The sequence below is a fragment of the Variovorax soli genome (assembly GCF_031454625.1).
GTDB classification, from domain to species: Bacteria; Pseudomonadota; Gammaproteobacteria; order Burkholderiales; family Burkholderiaceae_C; genus Variovorax; species Variovorax soli_A.
This window is the reverse complement of the sequence record NZ_JAVDRF010000001.1, coordinates 771,487-797,946: the sequence shown is the minus strand read 5'-3', so window position 1 is coordinate 797,946 and position 26,460 is coordinate 771,487. Positions and strand designations below refer to the sequence as shown.

The 26,460-nt window shown below is 70.0% G+C and carries 18 protein-coding genes; 7 read left to right on the top strand and 11 right to left on the bottom strand.

Annotated elements, in window-relative coordinates; genetic code table 11:
* From J2739_RS03805 to phnD, 5 genes are all read right to left on the bottom strand, one after another.
* Positions 1 to 243 (bottom strand): ESPR-type extended signal peptide-containing protein (locus tag J2739_RS03805; protein WP_309898670.1); only part of this gene is annotated, 243 nt, incomplete at its 3' end.
* A gap of 22 nt (positions 244 to 265) precedes the next feature.
* On the bottom strand, positions 266 to 1,957 hold the full coding sequence (locus tag J2739_RS03800; RefSeq protein WP_309898721.1) for a ShlB/FhaC/HecB family hemolysin secretion/activation protein: 1,692 nt from the start codon (positions 1,955 to 1,957) through the stop codon (positions 266 to 268).
* A gap of 296 nt (positions 1,958 to 2,253) precedes the next feature.
* Positions 2,254 to 2,910 (bottom strand): hypothetical protein, encoded by a 657-nt coding sequence (locus J2739_RS03795; protein ID WP_309898668.1) that lies wholly within the window; start codon positions 2,908 to 2,910, stop codon positions 2,254 to 2,256.
* 260 nt (positions 2,911 to 3,170) lie between these two features.
* Positions 3,171 to 4,217, bottom strand: coding sequence for a phosphate/phosphite/phosphonate ABC transporter substrate-binding protein (locus J2739_RS03790; protein ID WP_309898666.1), 1,047 nt, complete (start codon positions 4,215 to 4,217; stop codon positions 3,171 to 3,173).
* Positions 4,207 to 5,229, bottom strand: a complete 1,023-nt coding sequence (gene phnD, locus J2739_RS03785; protein WP_405053820.1) for a phosphate/phosphite/phosphonate ABC transporter substrate-binding protein — start codon at positions 5,227 to 5,229, stop codon at positions 4,207 to 4,209. Before phnD ends, J2739_RS03790 begins: the two co-directional genes overlap by 11 nt.
* A gap of 187 nt (positions 5,230 to 5,416) precedes the next feature.
* Between phnD and J2739_RS03780 the strand changes: the two genes are divergently transcribed.
* From J2739_RS03780 to J2739_RS03765, 4 genes are all read left to right on the top strand, one after another.
* A complete protein-coding gene (locus tag J2739_RS03780) occupies positions 5,417 to 7,300 on the top strand; it encodes an ATP-binding response regulator (RefSeq protein ID WP_309898664.1) in 1,884 nt (627 codons plus the stop codon).
* A 171-nt stretch (positions 7,301 to 7,471) separates the two neighbouring features.
* Positions 7,472 to 8,476 carry an ABC transporter substrate-binding protein gene (locus J2739_RS03775; RefSeq protein WP_309898662.1) on the top strand — a complete coding sequence of 335 codons (1,005 nt, stop codon included), beginning with the start codon at positions 7,472 to 7,474 and terminating at the stop codon, positions 8,474 to 8,476.
* On the top strand, positions 8,473 to 10,464 hold the full coding sequence (locus J2739_RS03770; RefSeq protein WP_309898660.1) for an ATP-binding response regulator: 1,992 nt from the start codon (positions 8,473 to 8,475) through the stop codon (positions 10,462 to 10,464). Before J2739_RS03775 ends, J2739_RS03770 begins: the two co-directional genes overlap by 4 nt.
* Positions 10,465 to 10,479: 15 nt before the next feature.
* Positions 10,480 to 11,259, top strand: a complete 780-nt coding sequence (locus tag J2739_RS03765; protein WP_309898657.1) for a hypothetical protein — start codon at positions 10,480 to 10,482, stop codon at positions 11,257 to 11,259.
* A gap of 10 nt (positions 11,260 to 11,269) precedes the next feature.
* On the opposite strand, the gene J2739_RS03760 is transcribed toward J2739_RS03765, so the two are convergent.
* A complete protein-coding gene (locus tag J2739_RS03760) occupies positions 11,270 to 11,731 on the bottom strand; it encodes a DUF2231 domain-containing protein (RefSeq protein ID WP_309898655.1) in 462 nt (153 codons plus the stop codon).
* Positions 11,732 to 11,947: 216 nt separating this feature from the next.
* On the opposite strand from J2739_RS03760, the gene J2739_RS03755 reads away from it, so the two are divergent.
* Positions 11,948 to 14,425 carry a hypothetical protein gene (locus J2739_RS03755; RefSeq protein WP_309898653.1) on the top strand — a complete coding sequence of 826 codons (2,478 nt, stop codon included), beginning with the start codon at positions 11,948 to 11,950 and terminating at the stop codon, positions 14,423 to 14,425.
* 33 nt (positions 14,426 to 14,458) lie between these two features.
* Here the strand turns inward: J2739_RS03755 and J2739_RS03750 are convergent, their stop codons facing one another.
* From J2739_RS03750 to J2739_RS03740, 3 genes are read right to left on the bottom strand one after another with little or no spacing between them, the layout of a single operon-like run.
* Positions 14,459 to 18,286: a beta strand repeat-containing protein gene (locus J2739_RS03750; RefSeq protein WP_309898651.1), complete on the bottom strand. Its 3,828-nt coding sequence runs from the start codon at positions 18,284 to 18,286 to the stop codon at positions 14,459 to 14,461.
* 1 nt (position 18,287) lies between these two features.
* Positions 18,288 to 20,015, bottom strand: a complete 1,728-nt coding sequence (locus J2739_RS03745; protein ID WP_309898649.1) for a ShlB/FhaC/HecB family hemolysin secretion/activation protein — start codon at positions 20,013 to 20,015, stop codon at positions 18,288 to 18,290.
* On the bottom strand, positions 20,012 to 22,156 hold the full coding sequence (locus J2739_RS03740; protein WP_309898647.1) for a CHAT domain-containing protein: 2,145 nt from the start codon (positions 22,154 to 22,156) through the stop codon (positions 20,012 to 20,014). Before J2739_RS03740 ends, J2739_RS03745 begins: the two co-directional genes overlap by 4 nt.
* Before the next feature lie 264 nt (positions 22,157 to 22,420).
* Between J2739_RS03740 and J2739_RS03735 the strand changes: the two genes are divergently transcribed.
* Complete coding sequence (locus J2739_RS03735; protein WP_309898645.1) at positions 22,421 to 22,894, top strand: PA2169 family four-helix-bundle protein; 474 nt, start codon at positions 22,421 to 22,423, stop codon at positions 22,892 to 22,894.
* Positions 22,895 to 23,038: 144 nt separating this feature from the next.
* Positions 23,039 to 23,362 (top strand): hypothetical protein, encoded by a 324-nt coding sequence (locus J2739_RS03730; protein WP_309898643.1) that lies wholly within the window; start codon positions 23,039 to 23,041, stop codon positions 23,360 to 23,362.
* A 53-nt stretch (positions 23,363 to 23,415) separates the two neighbouring features.
* Here J2739_RS03730 and J2739_RS03725 read toward each other — a convergent pair whose 3' ends face one another.
* Positions 23,416 to 24,627, bottom strand: coding sequence for an OmpA family protein (locus tag J2739_RS03725; protein WP_309898641.1), 1,212 nt, complete (start codon positions 24,625 to 24,627; stop codon positions 23,416 to 23,418).
* Positions 24,624 to 26,363 (bottom strand): serine/threonine protein kinase, encoded by a 1,740-nt coding sequence (locus tag J2739_RS03720; RefSeq protein WP_309898638.1) that lies wholly within the window; start codon positions 26,361 to 26,363, stop codon positions 24,624 to 24,626. The genes J2739_RS03725 and J2739_RS03720 overlap by 4 nt, the downstream gene beginning before the upstream one ends.
* Positions 26,364 to 26,460 lie beyond the last annotated feature (97 nt).

The following is a 26,460-nucleotide window of genomic DNA, read 5'->3' as shown; positions in this document are numbered from 1 at the left end:
GGGGGTCTGGATGTTGACCAGGGGCACGCCGTTGGGTGCCACCAGCACCGTGGGGCGCAGGCCCGGCGCCACGCCGGGCGCTCCGACGATTTGTGCGGGCGCGGGCGCTGCAGCCAGAAGCGCCATCGCCATCACTGCCGCAGTCGCCCCCAAGGCCTTGCCTGCGGCCATGGCCGTCTCCTGCACCACCATGCGCAGGCCGCGCGCGGCGTTGAAGACGATGCGGTGAAGATGCTTGTTCATGTTCTTGTTCCCTGCGTGCTCATCAGAAGCTGTAGTTCAGGCTGAATCCCGCCGTCGCCCGGGCGGTGCGCAAGCCCTCCGGCTTGTGGATGGGCGCGCCGATGAAGAGCTCGTAGCTCAGCCCGTTGCGAGCGCCGCGCAGGCCGATCACGCCACCGCTCAGCCGCTGCCCCACCACCTGCTCGGTGGAGCGCCCGCCCACTTGGCCGAAATCCACGCCCGCATAAAGCTCGGCGCCGGTCTCGCCCAGCGCCCAGCCGAGGTCGTTGCGCAGCAGCCAGCCGCGCTCGCCCATCAGGCTGGCCTCGCCATCGAAGCCGCGCACGGTGTAGCGCCCGCCGATGGAAAAGCGGTCCTGCGGCGTGAGCGGGGCGCGGTTCCATTGCGCCCGCCACAGGCCGGTGTAGCGCAGCCTCTGCACGCCGGACTGGAAAGGTGCGTTCAGGCCAAGCTCTGCGGTGGCGAACGCGAAGCGCGAGCTGCCTTCGCCGAACTTCTCTTCGGGGGCATGCAAGGCGCCGAAGGCGCCGGTGCCGCGCCGCCAGGCGAGACTGGCATCGAGCGTGGCCTCGCCGATGAATTCGCGGTGCGCCAGGCCCAGCTCCCAGCCGGCCGTGGCACGTCGCTGCACTTCGACCTCACGGTCCTGGACGAAGTAGCGCGCGCTGCGCCGAAAGGCGCGCACGCTCAGCGTGGTCTTGCGGCGCTGGTCGCGATAGACCAGGCGCGAGAGCTTGAGCTCGGCATCGGCGGACTCGCCGGCGTAGACGTAGGCCTGGTCGGCACCCTGCACGGTCTGGTGGTACTTGTTCTGCGAGGCGGTGGCGCTCGCCAGCCAGTAGCCCCAGGGCAGCGAGTAATGCACGGTCTGGCCGCTGGTGCCCTGCCCCTGGTGGTCGAAGGCGTCGTGGTTCAAGCTGACATAGAACAGGTCGTTCAGGCCGAGCGGGTTGTCCCAGGCGACCGTGGCGCCGGCCTGGGTCTTGCCGGTGGCCTTGGTGCCGCTGTCATCCAGGCTCAATGTGGTGCGCAGCGGGAAGCGCTGGCCGTACTTCACGACCAGGTCGCTGTCGCCAGGCCCGGCGCCGGAAGACCTGGAAGGCTCGATCTGGATATCGGCCTCGGCGGTGGGCGCGCGCTTGAGGTTGTCCAGTCCCTGCTCGATATCGCGCAGTTCGAGCAGGTCGCCGGCACGTGCGGGAATGGCGGCAGCCAGGCCGGTCCGCGCCCGGCTGCCGGAAGCGTTGCGGATGGCGGCGATGCGACCGGGGATCAGTGTCAGGCTCAGGGTCCCCTGGCCCAGGTCCTGCGGCGGGGCGAGCACGCGGGTGGTGAGATAGCCGCGCGCGACCACGGCCTGCTGCAGCCGCGCCATCACGACGTTGACGCCTTCGGTGCCGATGCAGCGGCCGCGCGGATCATCGCTGCCGTCCTCGCCGGCGGCGGCGGCGAGCGCCCACTGGAAGTCCTCGGCGTGCGCGCCGGCCAGCACCACGCGCTCGATGTGGAAGCACGGCACCTCGTCCTTGGGCAGGCGACGGTCCTCGGGGCGGACATCAGGCTGGAGGCGACTGTCGACAGCGCGCTCCTGCTGGCGGCGCAGCGCGCGCTCGCGTTCCTGTTGCCGCTGTTCCTCGACGAAAGGCTTCGGCGCCGCCGGCAGTTGCGCCGTCTGGCCATGCGCCAGCGCCGCCAGCGCAGCCGGCAGGGCCATCGCCCCCGACTTGCGCATCCACGCGCGCAGGTTCTTACGAGCCGCAGCCCTGCGGCCTCCCCTTGAATTCACCACATCCGTTCCTTCTTCTTTTTGGAGGGACGGATTCTGGTGATGCACCTCCAGTTTGTCGGTGGCGCGCGAGAATTCTCTAGATTCTTGTGGTCGGATGCTCCGCCACGCAGAACAGCCCGATGGGTCGCGTTACCTCCTTTGTGGTAGCGCCAACATCAGAGACGCGCGCGACAAGCTCGCGGCGCGGGCCGAAAGGCGCGCTTCGCTTCACACGCGGCGCTTCAGGCCGCAGCGAGCGCGTTCCAGGGTGCAGGCGCGACCGAAGCGATCTCCGTCACTTCGATGCCCGGCACGCCGGTGTCTTCCCACTCGATGCCGCTCTCGCGGCGTTGAATGCCGGCCGGCCTGACGGGCTTGCCGGCCGTCACGGGCAGCGGCTTGAACTGACTGAGCTGTTCCAGCAGCTGGCCAGGCTTCGGCACGGTGACTTCGTCCTCGCCGTTGACCTCGTCGCGGCCGCGCTGCACCAGGGCCTCGGCTTCGATCGAGATGGCCGGGTCGAGTGCCATGGCGGTTTCCATCTTCACGAGCGCGGTCAACGCTTTCTCCGGATCGTTCTCGTGCTCCTTGCGGAAGGCCGCGCTCGCAACGAGAGCGTCGATCACCGTGTCCTTCCATTTGTCGCGAGCTTCGCTCTCGCGGTCGTCCTCGCGCGTCGACCTGAGCCGGTCGCGCCAATACAGGACGGTCAGCGTGGCGCTCAGCGGCAGGAAGGTCCAGGCCGATGTGGCGACGATGTAGGCATTCCAGCCCGCTTGAGCCGACAGGCCGACGAGCCATGCCAGACGGTGCTTGCTATGGGCCAGGACGATGGCCGCGATCGTGATCGCGCTGAGCACGGAGGGGAGCAGCCATGGGGCGATGAAGTCGATGGTCATGCGAGGTATTCCGGGAAGAAGCGCCGGAAGGCGCCGATGAAGCCGAAAGCGCCGGGGCAGGCATGGCTCATGCACGGGCGCGCGCGTCCGGCGTCTTGAAGATGGATTCGTATCGTGCCCGGGGTGTGCCCGGTGCCTACTCTGGATTTCATGGCCTGCCCTGCTCGCTCTGGTCGCGAGGCCGCGCATTTTGGTCCGAAGGGCGAGAAAGAAATCTGATCAATTCTTGCGCCCGCGCGAGCTTCGCGGTCGCGGGGCACTCAGGGCGCGGTGCCCCGCAGCGTGGCCGCCTGCTGCGTGTAGTTGCGCTCGAGCCGCTCGAGGCGAGCCTGGCGCGCCGCTTCGTTGACCCACTTCGCGTTCAGCGCACGCTGCCGGGCCACCTGGTAGTCCAGGGCCGCAGTCGGCAGCAGCACGCTGTCGTCTTCCGCCGCGTAACCCAGGGGCGCGTGCAGTTGCTTCAGCACCTCGCGCTCGGCATCGCCGCGCGGACCCTTGGCCTGGCCGTAGCCGACGAGGAAATCCTGCAGCCGCTTGCGGACGGCGGCGGGCTGGTCGCGCCGCATCACGAACAGCGCCGGCGGCGTGGGGCTGGATTCCCAGATCACCTGCAGCCGAGCGGCTTCGACCGGGAACTGCTGCTTGAAGCGATCGAAGTCGGTGGTGTTGTTGGTGGCCACGTCGGCGTCGCCGTTGGCCACGGCCAACGCGGTGCCCTGGTGGGTGTCCACGAGCTCGCTCTGGAAGCGCTCCATGGCGATGCCATGGGGCAGGAAGAGCTCCAGCTGCGGCACGATGAAGCCCGACACCGAACGGCTCTCGCCGCGCGCCAGTCGCCAGCCCTCGGGCGCGGCCAGCAGGTCGTCGAGGCGCTGGTGCGTGCCGGTCTTGCGCGCGAGCAGCACCGCGCGATGCCTGGAGAGGCCGGGGTGGCGCTTCACCTGTGCCACCACGCTCATCCGATGCTGCGAGACGGCATCGAGCGCCAGCTTGGCCGACAGCAGGGCGAAGTCCACCTCGCCGCGGCGGATCGCCTGGTCCAGCGCTTCATAGGAGCTCATGGACGTCACGCTCACCGGCCGGCCGAGCGCACGGCTCAGGTCGCCCAGCAGCGGCGTCCAGCTCTCGCGCGACTCCACCGCGCCGCCGATGGGCAGCACGCCGAAGCGCAGGGGGCCGGCGGCGCCGGCAGGCACGCCCTGAGCGAAGGATGCGGCCGCCGGCGCCACCAGCAGCGCGGCCGCCAGCGCGCCCCGCCACGCCGCCGCGTACAGCAGGCGCCGCCGCGCGCGTGCTTCAGGGCGCATTGCTGCGCAAGGCGGCCGTCTGCTCGGCATAGCCGTTCTCGATGCGCTGCAGCCGCGCCTGGCGCGCGGCCTCGTTGATCCATTGCGCGCTCATCGCGCTCTGGCGCGCCAGCTGGTAGGCCAGCTTGGCCGCCGGCAGCAGCGAGCTGTTGTCGGCCGGCACGAAGCCGGCAAGGTCGTGCAGCGACTTGAGCACCGCGCGCTCGGCGTCGCCGCGCGGGCCCTTGCTGCGTGCGTACTCGACCAGGAAGGCTTGCACCTTCTTCTGGAACTCGGGGCTGTACTCGCGCCGCACGACGATCTGCGCATGCGGGATCAGCTCCGATTCCCAGATCACCTGGAGGCGCTCGGCCTCCGCCGGAAACTGGAGGCTGAAGCGTTCGAAGTCGGCCGTGTTGTTGGTCGCCACATCGGCTTCGCCGTTGGCCACGGCCAGGGCGGTGGCCTGGTGCGTGCCCACCACCTCGCTCGCGAAGCGCGTCTCCATCGCGATGTGGTTCGGCAGGAAGAGCTGAAGCTGCGGCACGATGAAGCCCGACACCGAACGGCTCTCGCCGCGCGCCAGGCGCCAGCGCTCGGGCTCGGCCAGCAGGTCCTTGAGCGTGCTGCGCGGCCCGGTCTTGCGCGCGAGCAGCAGCGCGCGGTAGCCCGGCAGGCCGTCGTGGCGCGTGACCTGCGCGACTACGTTCATGCGCCGCTGCGTGACGGCGTCGAGTGCCATCTTTCCCGACAGGAAGGCCATGTCGACCTGGTCGTGCTCGATGGCCTTCTCGAGCGCTTCATAGGAATTGACCGAGAGCACGCTGACGGGACGGCCGATGGCGCGGCTGAGGTCCGCCAGCAGCGGCTCCCAGTCGTTGCGCGACTCGAAGGCGCCGCCCAGCGGCAGGATGCCGAAGCGCAGCGGGGCTTCGTTCGAGGCGCCGGCGGCCTGCGCCGGCAGCGCGAGGAGGAAGCCGACCAGGCCAGCCAGGACGCAGCCCCACAGCAGCGCGAACACGCGCCGTGCCATCATGCGCAGAAGCGCCTGCACCTTCTTCTGGAACACGTTGGGCTTGATTTCCGGCAACGGGCTGGTCAAAGCTGTTCTGTCGAGAACACAATTAGAAACCAACTTGGTCAGATTCCGTGACATTTTCCTCTGGACACGTACTTCGGTCGAAGGCCGGCCTCAGCGCCGGCATGCGGCCGGTTCGCCCATGAGCTGGCCCTTCCGTGCCCTGCGGCTGCTGATGCGCCTGACGCTGGCCCAGCAGCTGGTGCTGCTGGCGCTGCTGCCCGCCACCGTGGCGACACTGGGCGCGATCGCGGTGCTGACGCGCCAGCACCTTTCGAACGTGACCGAGCTGATGCGCGCCAACGCCCAGACCGTCGCGCTGCAGGTGGCCACCGTGGCGCAATCGCAGCTGCAGCGCATGGACCGCCGCGCGCTGCAGCGCACTGCGCAGTCCGGCAGCTACCAGCCGCATGTGCAGCAAGTGCAGATCTGGTCGGAGGACGGCGAGATCCTCGCGAACTCCGAGACCCAGGACCGCGAGCGCGGCGAAGGCCTGAAGGTGACGGCGCCGATCGTCAACGACGATGGCAGGCACGCCGGTAAGGTGATGGTGGAGATCAGCCTGGACGCCGTGGAGCGCGCCAAGCGCTCGGTCTGGCTCAACGTGGTGCTGGTGCTGGGCGCCAGCCTGGTGGGTGTGGGGCTGGCGGGCTGGTGGGCGGCGCGACGCATCAGCGCGCCGATCCAGGCGCTGGGCGAGGCGGTGGACCGCCTGGGCGCCGGCGAGGAAGTGCAGGTCGCCGTCGAGGGCACGGCCGAGGTGCGGCGGCTGCAGCACGGCTTCAACGAAGCAGCGAGCGCCCTGTCGGAAAGCCGCGCCCTGCTCGAGAGCCGCATCGCCAAGGCGACCGCCGAGCTGGCCAGCAAGAACCAGCAGCTGGAGGTAGCGAGCCAGGCCAAGACGCGCCTGCTGGCCGCCGCCAGCCACGACCTTCGGCAGCCGCTGCATGCACTCACGCTGTTCTCCGACGGCCTGGCGAACGGCGAGACGGATCCGGTGCGCCTGCAGCGCATCGGCCACATCCGCGAATGCGTGGACTCGCTGGACCGCCTGTTCTCGGGCCTGCTCAACCTCTCGCAGCTCGATGCCGGCGTGCTGCAGCCGCAGTGGGCGGACTTCCAGCTGGACCAGCTGTTCGACGAGATCAGCCGCAACTTCCGGCCGGTGGCCGAACAGCAGAACCTGCGGCTCGTGGTGCGCAAGACGGAGCTCTGGGTGCGCAGCGACTACGTGATGCTCTCGCGCATCCTCAACAACCTGGTGTCGAACTCGCTGCGCCACACCACCGAGGGCGGCGTGCTGATCGGTGCGCGCCGGCGCGGGCGCGGCGTGCGCATCGACGTGGTGGACACCGGCGTCGGCATTGCGGAGCACCACCAGTCGCGGGTCTTCGAAGAGTTCTACCAAGTCGAGCCGCAGCCGCGCCAGGGCCGCGACGCACGCGGCATGGGCCTGGGCCTGGCCACGGTGCAGCGGCTGGCGGCGCTGCTCAACACCCACGTCGAGCTGAGCTCGCGGCCGCACAAGGGCACCTGCGTGCGCGTCACGGTACGCAGCGCCGAGCCCGCGCTGCCTGCGTCGAACGGGCTGCCGCTGAGCGCCGGCGTGGAAGAAGAGCCGGACTTGCGCGACGTGCGCGCGCTGGTGATCGACGACGAGCGCACCATCCTCGAAGGGCTGCAGGTGGTGCTCAGCAATTGGGGGGCGGAGGTGATGACCGCGCAGACGCGCGCGGAGGCACTGGCCTTCGCCGACAGCTGGGACCGGCCGCCGGATGTGGTGGTGAGCGACCTGCTGCTGCAGGGCGGCGATAACGGGCTGGACGTGCTTTCCGCGCTGGAGCGGCATCCGCGCGGCATCGGCGCGGCGACGGCGCGCCTGCTGGTGACCGGCGAGACCAAGCCCGACCGCCTGCGCGAGGTCGCCAGCGCGGGTGTGGCCGTGCTCTACAAGCCGGTGTCGCCCAAGCTGCTGCGGCAGGCCATCGGCGCCCAACTGGCCGCGGTACGCCAGATCACGGCCTGAGTGCACCGTCGGGCGCTGCATACGAAATAAGGCATAGGCCGAGAGGCCGCGAGCGCGTGCCATCCGGCAGCGCAATCCGGCCGCCCGCAGCTTCGACCTAAGCCCTCTGCCTTATCGCGCCGAGGCAGCCGGGTCCGTACATTGGGTCCATCGCCCACACTGGTGCAGTTCATGTTCGTGAAGCCTTTTCCAGCGCTCCTTCGGGGGTTGCGTGCCATCGCCAGCGTGGTCTGCGCGGCCGCGTTTTCGCTCGGCGCCCACGCAGCCGGACTGACGGTGCTGCTGGCCGACGACAACGCCGCCCATGCGGAATTCGTGCGCCTGCTGCGCGAATCTCAGGACGCGAGCAGCCGCTTCGAGCTGGTGCGCCTGCCTGCCGACGGGACGCCCGCCGACCGCCTGGCGGCCAGCGAAGACCGCGCCAACGCCGGTGTGCGCACCCGCAGCCTGCGCGCCGGCCCGCCGGTCGACCCGCCGGTCACCATGGCGGTCGGCGTGGCCGCGGCGCGCAGCGCGATCGAGCGGCCCGGCCAGGACCCGCTGGTCCTTGCGATGCTGAGCCGCCTCGATTACGAAAGCCTCAAGGGCAGTCCCGCGCTGAGGCGTGGCGATCGCCAGGTCGGCGTGCTGCTGCGCGAACCGGCCATGGCCGATCAGCTCGCCCTCATCGATGCCTTGCTGCCGCAGAAACGCCGGCTGGGCGTGGTGGCGACCGCCGAATCCGAACCGATCGTGCGCGAGCTGCAACGCGCCGCCCACGGCTGGGATCTGCAGATCGAATACGCGCCGGACGCCACGTCGCTGGCCGCGGTGCTGCGCGTGCTGGTGCCGCGCAGCGATGCCCTGATGGTGCTGCCCGACCTGATCGGCGACAGCCAGGCCGCCACCCTCTCGGTGCTGCGGGCCGGCGCCACCGCCGGACTGCCGGTGTTCGGGACCAGCGATGGTCTGGTGCGGTCCGGCGGACTCGCTGCCGCTGTCTCCACGCCCGGGCAGCTCGCACAGCAGGCGCGCTCGCTCGGCCAGAAACTGGCCATGGGCCCGGTCGCGGGCGGCGTGCTGGTGGAGGCGGCGACGCCCTCCACGGTGCGCGTCAACGCCACCGTCGCACGCGGGCTGGGCCTGCGCCTGCCCGAAGAGCGCACGCTGACCGAGCGAGTAACGGCCACCCGATGATCGCGCCCCCTCATCGCCTGGTCGTGCCAACCACCGCACGCCCCTCCGAGCCTGCCGCCGACGGCCGGGCGGTGGTGGTCGGCGGCAGCCTGCAGCGCGACCTGTTCCGGCTCGGCGTGGTCCCCTGCGCGGCGGTGGCGCTGGCGCTCACCGCCTGGTTCACCCACAGCCGCCTCGATACGCTCGAAGGCGCCTTCAACGCCGAGGGCCAGGCCGTCGCGCGCCAGGTGGCGGCGATGTCCGACCTGAGTCTCTATGCCGGCGACCTGCCCGCTCTGCAGAACGTGGCCAATGCAGCCCAGCGCGGCGGCCAGGTGACGCGGGTGGAGATCAGCAACAGCGCCGGCGTCTACGTGACGGCCGGCTCCAAGGCCGCGCCCGTGGGTCACCTGCGGATGTTCACCGCGCCGGTGACGCTGCGCGAAGCCTCCAGGGCCAGCGCCTTCGCGCCCGAGGGCGCGACCGCGGCCGGGGACAAGCCGATCGGCCTGGTGCAGGTCTTTCGCGACACCACCGGCTACGCGCGCGAGCGCACGCGTTCGCTGATGGCGGGCATCGGCATCGCGATGATCGCGCTGATCGCGGCCTGGGCCTGGGTGCGCCACACGGCGCGCGCCGTCGCGCAGCCGCTGCGCCGCATCTCGCGCACCGTGGCCGCGCTGGAGGCCGGCCGCTTCGAAGCGCGCTGCAACGTGGTCGCGCGCGGCGCCAAGGCGCCGGCCGACGGCGAGGACGACGACGCCCGCCGCGTCCAGCACGAGTTCGCCCACCTCGCCCATGACATCAACCGCCTGGCCGAACGCCTGCAGCGCAATCGCCAGCAGAGCGAGGAGCAAGTGCGCGCGGCCACCGCCGTGGCGCTGCAGCGCATGGCCGAGGCCGAGCAGGCCTCGCTCTCGCGCGCCCGCTTCCTGGCCGCGGCCAGCCACGACCTGCGCCAGCCTCTGCATGCCATGGGCCTGTTCATCGATGGCCTGCTGCCGACCGCCTCCGAGGCCCAGCGGCCCGCAGTGCTGCGGCTGCAGGAAGGCGCCGGGTTCATGAGCCTGCTGCTCGACGACCTGCTCGAGATCTCGCGCCTCGATGCGCAGGTGCTGACGCCGGCCATCGGCAACGTCTCGCTGGCGATGCTGTTCGACCAGCTCGGCGCCCAGCATGCGGCGCGCGCCGCCTCCCTGCAGGTGCGGCTGGTGTGGCGGGACGGCGGGCTCGCGGTGCGTTCCGATCCCGCCCTGCTCCTGCGCATCATCGGCAACCTGGTCGGCAACGCGATCACCCACACCGGCGCCGAGGGCACGGTGCTGGTGGCCGCGCGGCGCCGCGCCGGCCAAGTGCGCATCGAGGTGCGCGACAACGGCGTGGGCATTGCGCCGATTCACCAGGCGCGCATCTTCGAGGAGTTCTACCAGGTCGCGAACACCGAGCGCGACCGGCGCCAGGGCTTCGGCCTCGGGCTCGCGATCTGCGCCCGCATCGCCGCGCTGCTGGGCACGCGCATCGGGCTACGCTCGGCGCTGCAGGCCGGCAGCACCTTCTCGCTCGAGTTGCCCGAGGCCGATCCGCGCGACGTGCAGCGACCCTCGCCGGCGCCGGTGGCCAGCTCTCCGCTGGCCGGCCTGCGCTGCCTGGTGGTGGACGACGACCCCGCCATCCTCGACGCCACCCGGGCGCTGCTCGAGCAATGGGACTGCGAGGTCGAATGCGTGGCCAGCGGCAGCGAGGCGATGCGTCGGCTGGCCGCCCCCGAGGTGCACTTCGACGTGCTGTTGTGCGACCTGCAGCTGGCCGACGCCGAGGACGGCATGGAAGTGATCGAGGCCGCGCGCCGGCTGCAGCCCGACGCGCTGGCGGTGCTGGTCTCCGGCGCCACGGGCCCCGAGGTGCTGCAGCGCCTGCGGCAGGGCGGCGTGCTGCTGCTGACCAAGCCGGTGGCGCCGGCCAAGCTGCGGGCGCTGTTGTCGACGCGGCGCGCCGGCAGAACGGGATGACCTCCGCGCCGACCGATGCTCGACCCTTCAGCCCTGAAAGACATCCGCCCGTTCATCGCGACGCCGAGCTACGGCGGCGCGCTGACTTCGATCTACGTCCGCAGCCTGCTCGGCCTGGTCAACCTGGCCTGGGCGCGCGGCTTCGCGATGCAGACGCGCTTTCTGGACGGCGACAGCCTGGTCCCGCGCGCGCGCAACCGGCTCGTGGCCGAGTTCATGGCCGATCCTCGCTGGACTCACCTGTTCTGGATCGATGCCGACATCGGCTTCGAACCCGAGGCGGCGCTGCGCCTGCTGCTGGCCGGGCGCGAGGTGGTGGCCGGCGTCTATCCGCTGAAGACCGAGGGCTGGCCCGCCGAAGGGCTGCACGCGCCGTTGCCGGCCGGCACCACGCGCGAGCAGTTCGAGGCGGCGCATGCACGCTTCCCGGCCAATGTGCAGCAGGGACTTCATGCGGTGGACGAGGACGGATTCCTCGAAGTGCTGGACGCTCCCACCGGCTTCATGCTGATCGCACGCCCGGTGTTCGAGCGCCTGGCCGCGGCTTGTCCCGAGCTGCGCTACACGCCCGACGCGACCGCCGGCGACCCGGCCTCGAACGCCTGGCCGCACTACCGCTTCTTCGATGTCATGGCCGAGCCCGGCAACGGCCGCTACCTGAGCGAAGACTATGCCTTCTGCCGCCGCTGGCAGGCGGTGGGCGGCAAGGTGTACGTCGATGCACGCTCCCGCCTGGCGCACCAGGGCCTGCGCACTTACACGGGCGACTTCGGCCGCGTGCTGTCAGGACGATGAGGTCCAGGCCTCAGGCGTGGCGCTGCGTCTGCTCCCGCGGCTCCGCGCTCACGCCGATGCCGGCCAGATAGACCATCTTGCCGCCCAGCCATCCGGAGACCAGCAGCATCGCGACTGCGAGCACCGACAGCGCGAGCGGCAGGCCGCCGATCGCATGCGCGTCCCAGCGCAGCCACGCATTGACCACGTACAGGGCCACGATGGTGAGGTTCAGGCTCATGTGGATCAACGCGGTCTTCTTGATCGCACGGTCCTCGAGCGACAGCAGGTCGACCAGTCCGGGCAGGGCCGCCGCGAGGGCGCCCACGATCCCGCCGACCATGGCGTAGAAGGCAACGAGCGACCAGTCCTCGGGGGCGGCGGAGCGCAAGGCCACGAGATCGGCCACCAGAGAGAAGATCCACAGGCCGATCGGGATGGTGACCAGCATGGGATGGATCGGATGGCCCGCAATGTTGGCAGGAGTGCGCATAAGAATCACCTTGGAGTCAACGCGACATTTCCTTGGTAGAAGGAAATGCGGGCGGGCACTGTAGGAGCCTTGCCTCTCGTGCGCACGGCGCCGGCTGACGCCAAGGCTCAGAAATCGCCCCAGCCGTTGCGTCTTTCCCTGTCGATGCCGTTCCCGAGATTGGGCGCGCGCACGCGATCATTGGCGCGGGAAGGCGTTGGAACTCGGCGTGGGCTGGTGTCACTGAAGAACATGAATATCAGCTCACGCAAGTCCCACATGCAGCGCGACGCGATGCAAATGCGCGACCGGAGTCCGTCGAATCGCCCGGAATCACCCAGGCAACAACCTACACCACTGACGTTTGACCGACTTGGTGCCGGTCGGAAAAAAAAGCCGCCCCGCCCCACTGCGCCCTTGACGATGCAAGCCTGTGGTGACGCCTGGGAGGAGGTGTGTGCTTGCCTGAAAAGCATCGAGGGCCTGGAATGGCGGGCCGACAACGACAGCGTCCTCGCCGGTTCGAAAGTGCGCGAGGCAGACATCGACGCGGTCACCAAGGCCATCGCGATCCTCGTGGATGCAGGACGGCCCACGGCGGCCTGCACGCTGCTTCGCATGTGCAAGCCCTCGACGCTGCTCGCGCTGCTGGAACCATGCCGGTGCAGTCAAATTCGGGCGTTGAAGACGAGCAACGATCCAAACGTCCGCAAAGCCATGGACCGGCCTCTGTTCGCGGCGGCCAAATGTGCGCTGAATCGCCCGAACGATCCCCGGTTTTTCAAACTCTTCCCGTTCTGCTCGCTCGAGGCCAAGTCGAGCCTGAACCAGTTGTGCCCTTCGCTGACGAGGGAAATGGTCCAGGGAATGGACGCAGATACCCTCATCGAGGCGGTGCGCATGATCCTGGCGCGGATCATGACCTTGGAGCCGGATGCCTGCCTGAAAGAACTGGGTGAACTTCTGCAGATCGCCAATCAACTGAGGGCTCACGAACTCACGCAGGCCGTGGCAATGAAATGCATCGTCTGGCCTTGCTTGGGCCGGATCATGATTCCAGTCGACCAGGAGCACGTCCGCATGAAGCTGGAAGCCATGGCCTGGTTCCCGCAACTGACATCGAAATTGCTCGACCACGTGCCGGACAGCCTGAAGAGCGAAGTGTTGCGTGTCGCTGTGGAGCAGGCGGTGCAGTCGCCGGACATCGAGGAGTGCACGGACCGTCTGCGGGGGCTTGCGTCCTTGTCCGGCAAGATCGACGAAGCACTGGCCGAAGAGCTGCGTTCCCACGTCATGACGGCATTGAGTCACTTATCCCTGCAGGGGGACGAGGCCGTACAAGGCCATTGGAAGTTATTGAAAAGCGTCGAGAAAGAAGTGCGCTCGGCCCAGCAGTCCGGCATCGCTGATTTGGTGAGGACCAAGGTCCGCGGCCTCCTCGGCAAGGCATCCGTGGATACCCTCCTTCGGCTCGCTGAGAACTTTCGGCTCGCCATCGCCACGGGCGCGCTCGATGCGGCCGCACGCCTGATTCACGATTGTCCGTACCCGGAGTTCGGAGAACCGGCACGAGAAGAGCTGTTCCAGGCTGTCGTCGAGCGCTTTGCAACGGTGGGACTCCACCTCGAGCAGCGGCCTCTGCGCCTTGGCAAAGCCGAGCTCAACGACAAGCTGAAAGTTCAAGACGATGCGCAGCAGGATCGTGTTGTGCTGGACATGGCGATCGTGCTCATGGCGACCGCGACCGGTGACCTTTACTACTCGACTCTGGCCACCAGCATTCTTTCGATGCACTTCGTGACGCCGGAACATCAGCTGGCGGGCATCCAGACGCTGATCGTCCGGGCAGGGCTCGAACTACGCGATGTAATCGTGCTCGACGTCGAGAGCGACCTGTTTCGCGCGCTACCGGAGCTCTGCAGTGCAGATCACGCCATTACGCTCGAGGCCATCCTGGCGATGGACGAAGGTCGCAGGCTGATTGCAGAGGCCGTGGTGGACTACCTTCTGCAGGACAATTTCAACGGCGCCGCGATCGGCCCGTTGTTCAAGGCGCTCGCACACCGTATCGATCTGCGAGCCGCCCTGAGATTGCCCGAGGACCCCATGAACAAGATACTGCGGCAAATGAAGTACGCCAAGCTCCAGTTCGGGTTCGATGAGGACTTTGATTGGGCCCCCGGGTGGAGACTATTGGCATGCATGCATGAGCGGCATGCCGAGCTTATCGAGATGCCCAGCAAGACCCATGCGTTGCTGCGTGCGGTCCAAGCCATCGATGCTGCCGCCGCAGACCGACTGCACGGCGGAGCGAGAGAGCAGCTGAATGCGCTTGACGATTCATTGATTCAAGAGGCCTTGGTCATCATGCTGAAAACTGGCGCGATCCACGAACGCTTGTTGACCGACGACGCCTTGACCAATGTCATGCGCGCCTTCGTCAGCCACGGTACGCTGGCCACGAGGAGCTTCAACTGGACGATGTCGAAGTCCAAGCAGGTGCGGCTGCACGCAGCAGCAGCGCGGGCACTCCTCAGTCTCTTGAACGATGACTCTCCGTGCCGCTTCAACAAGGAACGACCCGCAAATCATGCCGTTACCAGCGTTGCGCGCGAGTTGATGTCCAGTCTCACCCATCGCCTTTTGACCCACGACGTACGTTACGAGATTGGCAAGGAGGCACTGGAGGCGATCGATCGGGCACGGTTCCACTAGCAATGGCGCGGCCTGTCCGCAATGGATTCGCGCCTAGAAGTCCCCGCAGCCATTGCGCCGCTCCGTATCGATGCAGTTCGTGAGATTGGGCCGCGAGCGCACGCGCGACCACTCGCGCGCCAGCACGTCGCCGCCTTGCGCCGCGCGGTCGCCCTCCAGCGGCCCGGTGGCCAGGCAGATGGGCGCCGGCCCGATGTTGCGGTCGTAGAGCCAGGTGCTGGGGTTGTCGCGCACCAGGTCCGGTTTGATGAACTCGATCAGCCCGCCCACCGTGAGCACCCCCGGCACGACGGTGACCGCATAGCCCTCCGCCGAGCTGAAGCTGCCGTTGATCGGGTACGTGCCCCTCAGGCTGAATGAGGTGGCCGGGCTGCTCAGCGTGCCGGCGAAGCCCGCGCCCGTATCGCCGAGGATCAGCCCCGTGATGCTGTAAGTGAACAGCGGATTGGGAAAGCCGCCGGGCCGCGCCGCGCTATGAACCAGCACCGTGGCCGCGGGCTGCTGCGCGTAGATGAAGTGGTTGTCGGCAGGCGTCACTGTCACCGTGCACAGCCCCAGGTAGGCGCAGTGGTAGAGATTGGGCAGCAGGCCCGAGCCGAACAGCCCGCCACGTGTTTCGCCGACCCAGGTGTCGGCCCAGACGCGCCACGGCGCGCCGGCGATGGTGTAGGCGCCCAGGTTCTGGAAGCGCGCGGCCGCGACCAGGTCGGTGCCGCTGGTGCTCGTGACGCCGGTGCCGAGCGAGAGGTCGCCGCTCAGCGTGCGCACCAGCACCCGGTCTGCGCTCACCGTGCCGCCCGCCACGCTCTGCGGCAGGTTGGCGGCGGCGTCGAACGCGACCACCGCCGGCGTGCTCAGCGCCAGCGCATCGGCGTCGGTGTACTCGAAGCGCCCGGCCGCGCCGCCGCCCACCACGGCCACGTTGTTGCCGGGCTGGGTGAGCAGCACATTGCCGCCGCTGGAGCGCGCGAGCAGCGTATTGGCGCTGAGGCTGGTGCCGGCGGCCTGCGTGATGTCGCCCGCGCTCAGCAGGCCCAGCTGCGGTGCGGAAACCGGCGCGGCGATGCGGATGTTGCCGCCGCCGCCGTTCTGCAGCGTGAGCGCCGATGCCAGCGCCAGCGGTCCGACCACGGTGATGTCGGCCGCGTGCGTGTTGCTGCCGGCCACGAGAAAGGCCGTGCTGAGGTTGCCGAGCTCGGCGGCGGAGATCGCGAAGCCGGTGTTGACCGTGCTGCCGATGGCGATCGGCACGTCGGTGCGGTCCAGCCCATTGCCCGCGAGGTCGACGCCGCCGGGCCGCAGGTCGAGCGCGTTGCCGGCGTGCACCAGGCCGCCGATGACCAGCGCATCGGTGCTGCCGTCGTTGACCGCGCGCAGCACCACGTTGCGGCTGCCGTCGATCTGCCCGCCCGGCCCCGAGGTCGTCGACGCCGGGGGCGCGATGTTCACGCCGGCGCCGTTGCCGTCGGATTGCCCGGTCACGCGGATGTCGCCGCCGCCGGTGGTCTGCAGCAGCGCGCCGCCCTGCAGCAGCACGCCCGAGCCGACCACCGTGCCGCCGGCCAGGCGGCGGCCGGTCACCGAGATGTTGCCGCTGACGGTGCGCAGCGTCTCGCTGTTGATCTCGACGCCATGGCCCGGCGTTCCCGTCACGTTCCCGTTGAAGGTGCCGATGCCGGTCACCGAGATGTTGCCGCTGGTGGTGCTGAGTGTCCCGCTGCTCTGGAAGTTCTCGAGCACCACGCCACTGCCGGTGCTGTGGCTGCCGAAGATCGAAATGTCGCCGGTGGCGGTGCTGATGGTGCTGGCCTGGACGAAGACCGCGCCGACACTGGTCTGGAAGGTATCGCCGAAGGTGCTGATGCCCCGCAGCTGCACCGAGCCGCCGAGGCCCGCATCGCTGCCGCCGGTGTATTCGCCGGGTACGCCGGGTGTCAGCTGCTGGTTGCCGGTGCGCGTGTCGATCAGCGCCGTCGTCAGGCAGATGCTGCACATGCCGTTGCTGGGGTTCGCCCAGCTGCCTGTCATCGCGACGTTGCCGCCGTTGCTGTAGATCGCGCCGCTGTAGCTGACCTGGCCGCCGCCCACCGCGGCGCCGGCGCCGTCGACGTCGGCGTTGAAGATCACGTTCAGCGGGTCGCTGGTCGACGCGATGACCGAGGCGGTGTTGCCGCGCACGCTGCGGTGCGCATCCAGTTGCAGGGTGAGCGGGCCCTTGCTGGCGGTGTACTCGATCCGCACGTCGTCCATGACGATGTCGCCCAGGGTCGGCGTTCCCGCCGCCGGGTTGCCGGTCGTGATGCGCACGCTGGTGCCGCCGTTGAGCGCCGCATTGATGTCGCCGTCCTGGATGGTGGACGTGGCGACCGGCACGAAGGGATTGCTGCTCAGGCTGCCGCTGGCCGCGCCGTTGACGATGGTGACGTCGAAGGGGTCGATCATCCACTGGCCGGCGGTTCCGTTGGGCGCCGAGGCATCGGTGCGCAGGCCGGCCACGTCGATGCCGCCGTTGTTGTCGCCCGCCGGCACGGCATAGCCGCCGGAGGTCTCGATGAAGCCGCCATCGCCGCTGGCGGCACCGCCCTTCGCGGTGATGGTGCCGTAGGCGCGCAGGGTGCGCTCGCCCAGGAGGCGGATGTCGCCGCCGTTGCCGGCGACCATGCCATCGGCACTGATGCGGCTGCCGGCGGCGACCGCGATGGCGCCGCTCTGCGGGTTGCCGCCGACCGCGGCGGCATGCAGCGCAACGTGCCCGCCTCCGGCTGCGCCGCTCGCGTCGATGATGCCGCTGTCGTACGGAGACGGCAGCACCACGGCGGATGCGGGCGGCACGAACGGCTGCAGCAGGATGGTGCGACCGTTGACATCGATCGTGCCGCCCTTCAGCCCGGGCCCGTTGCCCGCGGCCGAGAGCAGGCCGCCGTTGATGGTGACGCCCGCCGCGGAGCTGCCGCTGTCGAGCACGATCTCACCGTTGCGCGATGACAGCGTGTCGGCGCGCAGCACGCCCCGGGTGTTGACCACGCCCTGCGCGACCTGGCTTCCGGCGGTGGTCATCAGCACCACGCGGCCGCCGTCGGCCTGCACCAGGCCGCTGTTGCTGACGCTGCCGAACAGGCCCGAATCGACCTTGAACGTGGTCAGGCCGTCGCCCGCGAAGTCGACCGTCACCGCGTCGCCCGACACCAGCGCGGCCGTGCCGCCCTGCGCCACCATGCTGCCGCTGTTGACGGCACTGCCGCCGACCAGCGCCACCGTGCCGCCGCCCGTCGCGGTGATGCTGCCGCGGTTCTCGACCGTGCCGAGCGCGCTGCCCTGCTGCTGGAACACCAGCCGCTCGCTGCCGGCCATGAAGTCCGTGTCGCTGGTCGCCATCTGGAGCGAGGAGGCGACCAGCCCGCCGACATTCACTGTCGAGCCGCTCGCGAACAGCACGCCGTTGGGGTTGACCAGGAACACGCGGCCGTTGGCGGTCATCGCGCCGGCGATGGTGGAGAGCTCGTTGCCCGTCACGCGGTTGAGCAGCACGCTGCGCGGGCCCGCCTGCTGCGTGATGTTGACGGCGTTCCCCGGCCCGATCGAGAAGCCCTGCCAGTCGATGATGGCGCGCGCCGTGCCTTGCGTGATCGGCAGGATGGTGCCCGCGGCGGAGGGCACGCCGGCGGCCGTGATCGGCAGGTTGCCCGGCCCGCTGCCCACCGCCACGCTGCCGCCGCGCACGACGAAGCTGTTCCAGCTCGGCAGCTGCGCGAGGGCCGGCGCTGCGAGGCTCATGCATGCCAGCGCGACGGCCACGGGCCCCAGGGGGAAATGCGCCGGCCGTGTGCGCTCGGCCTGCTTCGGCTTCGTTTGGGAGTTCATGTCAGAAGGCCTTTTGTGCTTGCACGTAGAGGCGCGGGTTGCGGCCGCCGCCGTCGGTCTGCGCAGGACGGGTGCCGTCGCGCCACGCAAGCGTCGCGTTGACGGCGAAGTTGCCCGGCCGCGACCAGGACAGGCCGATGCCATAGCCGCGCAGGCTGACTTGATCGACGCCGTCGAACAAGGTCGGGTCGCGCGCGAGCTTGCCGCGCGCCGCGTCGTAGAACACGAAGGGCGTGAGCTCCTCGTTGTAGGACCAGCGCCATTCGACGGTGCCGATCCAGCCCTGGTCGGCCAGCACCTCGCCCGACGGGTAGGCGCGCACCGCGCGTGCGCCGCCGAGGGCCAGCTTCTCGGAGGCATCGAGGTTCTTGCTGGCCCATTGGCCGCCGACCGAGAGGTACAGCGAGTGCCGGGGCATGATGGATTGCAGGCGCGAGACCAGGAAGCTCAGCTTGGTGAAGCCGCCGTCCGTGCGGTGGCCGCCGATGCCCTGGTCAAAGCCCAGGGTCTGCGGATCGCCGATGTCGAGCTTGCCGTGGTAGAGCGTTCCGGAGCTCGCCCAGTAGCCGCCGCCCAGCAACTCGTCGCGCCGCTCCCAGGCCCAGCCCAGGCCGAGGCCGCGGATGCGCTTGTCGGAGCTGAGGTTCACGGCCCCGAACTCGTCCACCAGCTTCTTGTGATCAGCCGTCACGCGCAGGAAGAGGTTCTGCTGGCGCTGGCGGATCACCGGGTAGTTGAGCGAGACGTCGAATACATCGGCGCGGCCGCGCGCGTCCAGGTCGGCGAACTGCCCGCCGAGCTCGTAGCGCACGCGGGCCAGCCCGATGCCGGCGCGCAGGCCGCTGGCGCCCACGGGCGCCTCGTAGGAGGCGCGGCCGAACCAGAGGCCGTCGTCCGACACCATCGCGCGCAGGTCGAGGTTGTCGCCGATGCCGGCCGGGCTGAGCCAGCGCGCCGTGCCGCCCACGCGGTAGCGCCCTGACTCCTTGGTGCCGTGGTTGTCGGCCTCGGCGGTGAAGGCCCAGCGCGGCCCGGCCGCGACTTCGACCGTGAGGTCGGTGGTGCCGGGCTGGGCGCCTTCCTGCAGGCCGGAGGACACGCGAATGCCGGGCTGGTCCGACAGCAGCAGCATCGAGCGCTCGTAGCGTTCGCCGTTGAGCGCCTCGCCGGACAGCACCGGCGCGAGGAAGGCGCGCACGCGTTGCTCGCTGATCGGCGCATCGGGCGCGACCACGACGTCGACCTTGCCGAGCCGGCCCTCGATCACGCTGATCTCGACCACGCCGCCCTGCACCGTCTGCACCGGCACGATGGCCTGCGCCAGGAAATAGCCGCGCTCGCGGTACTTCGCGGTGATGGCCTGCGCCAGCGCTTCCAGATCGCCCAGCGTGACCTCGCGGCCGATGTAGGGGCGAGTGATCGCCTGCAGCTCTTCGCTGCCGAGCGCGTGCGCGCCGTTGAGCCGCAGGTCGTTGAGCCGGAAGCTGCCCACGGGCGCAGGCGGCGCCGGCAGGCTCTGCGGCGCGGCTGGTGGCGCGGCCGGTGCCTGGGCCACCGGGCGGCCGCAGCTGCCGCACGGGTCCTGGGTGGGCGCGAGGGTGACGGGCGCTTCGGCGGCCGCATGGACGCGCGAGGCGGCCAGCGCCAGCGCCATCACCGCGAGCGATGCGGCGGCGAACGCGACGGGACGGATCTGCGAGGGCTTCGACGATGCGCGCGCCCCGCTCATTGCGCAGCCTCCGCGCTGCGCACCTTGAGCCGCCAGTTGCCGATCAGGTTGAAAGGGGCCCAGAAGAAGGGGTGCGACATGCGGGGTTCCTTCAATACGGCGAGCTGGCCGGCCTGCATGGCCTGTTGGATGTCCCGGCCCCTGGCCAGCTCGGCATAGAGGGTGCCCATCAGGATGGCGGTGGCATCGTCCGAGACCGGCCACAGCGAAGCGATCAAGCTGCCGGTGCCCGCGGACAGAAAGGAGCGCGTGAAGCCCAGCACCTCGTCGCCTTGCGCGATGCGGCCCAGGCCCGACTCGCAGGCCGAGAGCGTGACCAGCGCGCTGCCCTGCATCGGAAGCTCCAGGATCTCGTGCGCCTCGAGGAAGTTCTGCTTTCCGCCCTCGTTGGCCAGCAGGATGCGCGAATAGAGCGGGTCGACCTGGTCGGCCTCGGCATGGGCCGCCACGTGCATCAGCGGCGCGCGCGCGGCGACGTCGCGGAACTGCGTCTTGGTCGCCGCCGCACCCATGTAGACGCTGTTGCGCGGGAACAGCCGCGCCAGCTGCTTGACCTCGGTCTCGGCGCCCGGCAAGTCGTACTTGTCCTCGATGCGCGGATTGCCGAAGGCCGTGAGCACCGGCTCCGCACGCGGCGAGCGCTGCGCCAACTGCACCGCGATGCTCATCGACGGCGCGACGGAGACCGGATGGGTCTCGATCAGGTAGCGGCCATCGACGCGCAGCGCCTGAAACGGCAGGTAGTGCAAGGGGCCATGGGGCACGATCACCAGGCGCTCGCCGGACTTCAGCCCCAGCGGCCCGATCAGCGCGGCGCCCAGCTTGTCGGCATTGGCGATGGCGGCACGCCGGCCGCGCACCACCGAGTTGCGGAAGGTCTCGACCAGCTCGGTGAGGTCGTCACGCTTGATCGCGATGCTCTTGGACTCGATGCCCGCCGGGCTCACGACCCACGCCTGCAGGCGGTCGGGCAGCGCATGGAATTGCAGCACCCGCTCGTCCGGTGCCAGCGTGCGCTGGAGCGTCGCCAGGTCGACCGTGGCCGCAGCCTCGCTGTTCAGCCGCGCGCGGCCGCGCACCGCATCGAGCAGCGCGCGCGAGCGGCTGCGCTCGCTCAGCTCGAAGGCCCGGCGCGCATCGCCCACCTCGCTGTAGAGCCCCACCCCGCGCTCGAACACCGACTGCAGGTCGGAGAACAGGCCCATCTTGAATTCCTCGCTGCGGAACTTCGCGCGGACCGCATCGACGCCGCCGAGCGCGCGGCCCACCGCATCGGCCGCTGCCTGCTTCTGCCCGAGCGCGAGCTCGCTGCGCGCGACGCCGTCCCAGGCCCAGAGGCGGTAGTAGCCGCTGTCGGTGCCGACCGAGCGCGTGGTGAGCTGCAGGTACAGGTCGCGCGCCTCGGCCGGCTTGTTCTCGGCCAGCAGCAGCCGTGCCCGGGTGCGCTCGAGCTGGCCGGCGAGCGACGCCTCGCGCGGCGTCGGCAGCGTGCCGAGCAGCTGGCGCGCGCGCGGCGCATCGCCGGACTCGATCAGCGCGTTGACCAGCGAGGACTGCACCAGCGGCGCATAGCGCTGCGAGCTGTTGGCGAGCGCGGTCTCGTAGCTCGCGACCGCGCCGGCGTAGTCGCCGCGCCGCGTCTGCACATCGCCGATGACCTTGTTCGCCGGGCCGACGACCAGCTTCGGGTCGCGCGCCTCGTGCTTGAGCGCCTCGCGTGCGAATTCCTCGGCCTTCTCCAGCTGGCCCGAGTAGCTGTAGACGATGGCGAGATCGCGGTTCGCCATCGCGAGCAGGTTGGGGTCGCGCGTGGTGCTGGCCAGGTGCAAGGCCTTGCTCGCCGCCCGCACGCTCTGGCGGAACTCGCCCGCCTCGGCCAGCGCCACGGCCTGGCTGCAGTACTGGTAGCCCGAGAGCTTGGGACTGTCCTGCCCGTAGAGCACCGCCCCGTCGCTGGTGAGGGCGAGCAGCGTGTCCGTGTCGGCGAGCCGCGCCTGTTCCTGCTTGCTGGCCGCGGCCTCGGCATCGGGCACCTGGGCCAGCGCCCCTGGGCCGCCGAGCAGCGCCGCGAGTCCGAGGGCACCTGCGCCGATCCACCTGCGCGCAAGGTGCGCTCGTCCGAATCCCGAAAGACTTTGCATTCGACCCCCGCGTGCCGCCGACGCGCGGAGTGCGCGCCCCTCAGACCTCGTCGGGGGCGAGTCTAGGAGGGGGGTCCGGGAGCGCCTATTCGCAATAAGGTCTAGCGCGAAGGGCGTAGGCAGCGAAGGCGAGAAGGGCGGCACCGCCCTACAGGCGCCGTCAGGCGAGGCTGACGCAGCGAACGGCCCAGACCTCAATCATGAAGGCTCCAGCAAGCGTCCCGCGTACTCCCGCACGGGACCTCTGAACCAAGGAGTATTTTCATGGCAGTGGATACCGAAGTTCTGGCCACCAGCGACGTGGTCGACATCCTGAACGATTTGCTCGAGACCTCGCGCGACGGCGAATACGGCTTTCGCACCTGTGCCGAGGAGGTGAAGTCGGCCGAGATGAAGCGCGTGTTCAATGAGCGTGCCTCCTCCTGCGCACAAGGCGCGAGCGAGCTCTCGCAGCTGATCGCGACCCTGGGCGGCAAGCCGGCCGACGGCGGCACCGCGACCGGTGCGATGCACCGCGGCTGGGTGCATGCGAAGGGCATGGTCGGCGCCAACAGCGATCTCTCGATGCTCGAGGAATGCGAGCGCGGCGAGGACGCGGCCGTGGCACGCTATCGCAAGGCGCTGAAGCAGAACCTGCCGGCCGACGTGCGCGCCGTGGTCGAGCGCCAGGCGCAGGGCGCGCAGCGCAACCACGACCAGATCAAGTTGCTGCGCGACCAGGAGCGCGCCCGCAGCTGAACGACGAGGAGGCCGCCCAGGCCGGGCGGCCTCCTCAACATGAGGGATTTCGGCGGATGGCAAGGGTCGAATTAGACCAATGGCCAGTTCCGCACGATCCGGGCGCTCGCCAGAATCGCCCCAGCGAACTCTGGGAGAAAAGCGATGCAACCCGCGGTCGAGATCACCAAGCACGGCGAGAGAAACTTCAACTCCTGCATCGGCATCGGCGACGGCACCCGCCGCTACGCCCGCGAAGGACTGACGACGGTGGCCCAATGCCTGCAGGATGCAGCGGCCGCCCTGGGCCGCGAATTCAGCTACGCCACCGTCAGCTTCGACAACGTCGTGATCGGCAGCTATCCGGTCGCGGTCATGGCGCACCGCGCGATCGAGGTCGCCGACGAACTGCTGGTGAAGCTGTCGAACCGGCGCGTGCGTCCCTCGCCTGAGGGCTCTGCGCGGGATCTGGCGGCGGGCAGCGCCTGACGCACACCCCCAGCGCAACCGGACCGGGCCGGCCCTCGAAAAGACGGCGGCGCTCAGCCGCAACCCACGATCCTGAACTCGACCCGGCGATCCAGCGCATCGACCGCGTCGTCGGTGCCGCTGCCGATGATGTTCTCGCGAAAGCCCTTGCCGTCGGTCCTGGTGCGATCGCCCAGCACGCCGGCCTCGCCGATCAGCCGCTGGCGGATGAAGCGCGCCCGCTGCATCGACAACGCGTCATTGAAGGCCACCGAGCCGGTGCGGCTGGTGTGGCCGACGATGTCCATGCACACATTGGCACCTGCGCTGGCCTTGGCGATCTCGCGCAGCCACATGGGGTAGGGGCCGCTGACCTTGGCGTCTGCCCAGAACACGGTGCCGCCCGGATTGAACAGGAACTTCACGCCCAATTGCTGGTGGGCGATACCGTAGGCCACGATCTTGCCGAAGGCCTGTTCGGCTTCCGCCGTGCGGCCCAGCTTGGCCGAGCTGAGATAGATGCCGTTGAGCACGCGCAGCTGGGCGTCGCTGGCCGTGCCGCCGGCGGCGCTGTTGTACTGCGTCAGCGCGTCCTGGTAGCGCTCGGCGTTGTAATGCGTGGTGGCGTCCTTGATCACCGGCGCGATGGCGATGCGCTCCAGGTAGTACGGGTCGGCACGCTGGCCCGCCGGGGTGGCGGTGGTGCGCACGTAGCTTTCGATGATCGGGTCCTTGATGGGCACCGGCGCGTCCTGGTAGTAGGGCAGCGGCGTGTGGTCCAGGCCGTCGTCGCGCGCCACCCCCGAAGACTGGGCCACCACCATGCCGCTGGCGAGTTCGGTCAGCGCCAGGTCGATGCGCAGCGGGCTGCGCGCCTGCTCGACCGACAGCCGGGTCATGGTGCCGGTGAGCAGGTAGCGGGCCCTGGCCAGGTTCGCGCTCTGGAAAGGCAGGATCTCGATCGAGTCGTGCCTGGCGCCGATGCGCTCGCTGACGCGCTCCTGCAGCAGCTGCGTGGCCACCGTCTGCTGGGCACTGCCGGCGTCGATCATCGGGTCCAGCACCACGCCGCGCCTGGCGCTCATCCGCGCGATCAGCGCCGACGGCTTCGGTATCTGCAGGACGAGCGCGTCGGTGACCTCGGCAACGGCCTGCTCGAAGGGCAGCTCGCCCTTGGAAGGCGGTGGCGCCGCGGGCGTCGCGCAGCCGGCCAGGGTGGCCACGAACAGCAGGGCACCGAACAGCGGCAGGGGCCGCCGACCGCAGGCGAGGATCGAGATCATCATTCGCATCCCTTCTTCAGAACGGCCGCCTCGCCGGCGCCCAGGGGTTCGAGCGACGCCCGCAGCAGCAGCTCGCTGCAGCGGCCGGTACGTGCAGGCGCGGCCTCGGCCATCACGGTGGCTGGCGGCTCGACCGCCCGCGCGCGCGATTCGCGCCGGACTGGGCGCACCGGCTGGACGGGCGGGCGAGACACCGTCGCGAACGAGGGATAGGCGCGCGCCGGTGCGGCTGCGGCTGCGAGTGCGGGTGCGGCAGCGGCAGCTGAAGCGGCAGAGGGCTGGGACGCGGGGTGCGGCGGCGGCAACGGGGCTTCGGCGACGGGGGCAGACTCCGGCGCGTCGAGCGGCGCCGGCGGCACGGCGACGGCGCGCAGCGGCCACGATTCGGTCGAGGCCGGCGTGGGCGTCGCAAGGTCAGCCGTCGTGGCAGGCAAGGCGGCCAGCAGCGGCGCCTGCGTTCGGGTCGGATCGCCAATCCGGTGATGCGCGGCCATCGCCACGCCGACGAGCAGCGCCGCCGTCCCCGCCAGCACCGGGAACCCGAAGCGGCTGCGGCGCGCAGGCGCCGGCGCCCGTTGCGAGCGTGGGCGTAGCGCCATGGCCGCGACAAGCTCGCTGCGACGCGTCGGCGCGGAAACCGCGGGCCCGAAGCCCCGGACCGCGGCGTGCAGCGCAACTGCCTGGGCGGCCTCCACGGCCGGAGGCCGGGTGGTGGGCCCACGGGACGCGCTGGGCACGGTGTCGCTCGCTGATCCGCATGGGACGGCGTCTTCGCCCATCCGTCCCGCGAACTCGGCGGCGCTCTGCGGGCGGTCCTGCGGGAGCACGGCGAGCGCCGCATCGATCACGGCCAGGAAGCGCTCGCCGTAGCGGCCATGCGCGAGTCTGCAGAGCGGCTGCAGAGGGTCGTCCGGCATGCGTTCGATCGACGAGATCGGCGGCTGGCCGGTGATCGCGCCGTACACCACCGCCGCCAGGGCATACAGATCGGTCCAGGGTCCCTGGCGCATCGAGGCGAGTTCGCCGTACTGCTCGATGGGCGTGTAGCCCGGCTTGGAGACGACGGCCGAGGACTGCCCGGCGCTGTCGATCACGCGCCGCGCGGCGCCGAAGTCCAGCAGCACCGGGCCCGTCTCGGTGAGCAGGATGTTGTCCGGCGAGACGTCGCGGTGGAAGCAGCTCAGCGTGTGCATCGTGCCGAGCGCATCGAGCAGCGGCCGCAGCCAGCCGCGCAACTCGCCCTCCTCGGGCGGGCGCCCCAGCTCGGCCAGCGCGCGCGCCAGCGTCGGGCCCTGGTAATAGGGCATCGCCATGTAGGCCGTGCCGTTCTCTTCCCAGTGGTGCAGCACGCGAACCAGCGCGGGATGGTCGAAGCGCGCCAGGATGCGCGCCTCGTGGACGAAGGCGCGAAGCCCGATGCGGAAGCTGTCCTGGTGGCGCGGCGACGTGACGGCCACCGCGGTGGAGGTGCTGGCGCGCCCGGCCAGCACGGCCGGCAGGTATTCCTTGATCGCGACATGGCGCTCCTGCGCGTGGTCCCAGGCCAGGTAGACGACGCCGAGACCGCCTTCGCCGATGGTCCCGACGATCTCGTAGTCCTGCAGGCGCAGCCCTTCGGGCAGGACGCGGGCGCCCTCGCGTTCGAAGTCGGCCCCGTCGGGCAACTGCGTCGGCCCGTGCTGGCTCAGGGTCGCGGGCGCAGGCGCGACGGGCAGAGCGAGTGCATCGAGGCTGTCCATCGCATTCAGGCCGCGCCGACCGCCCGCCCGCCTCGTTTCCAAGCTCCGCGCCGCGTGATACAGATCTGCATGGCCATGGCCGATCCCCTATGTGAGC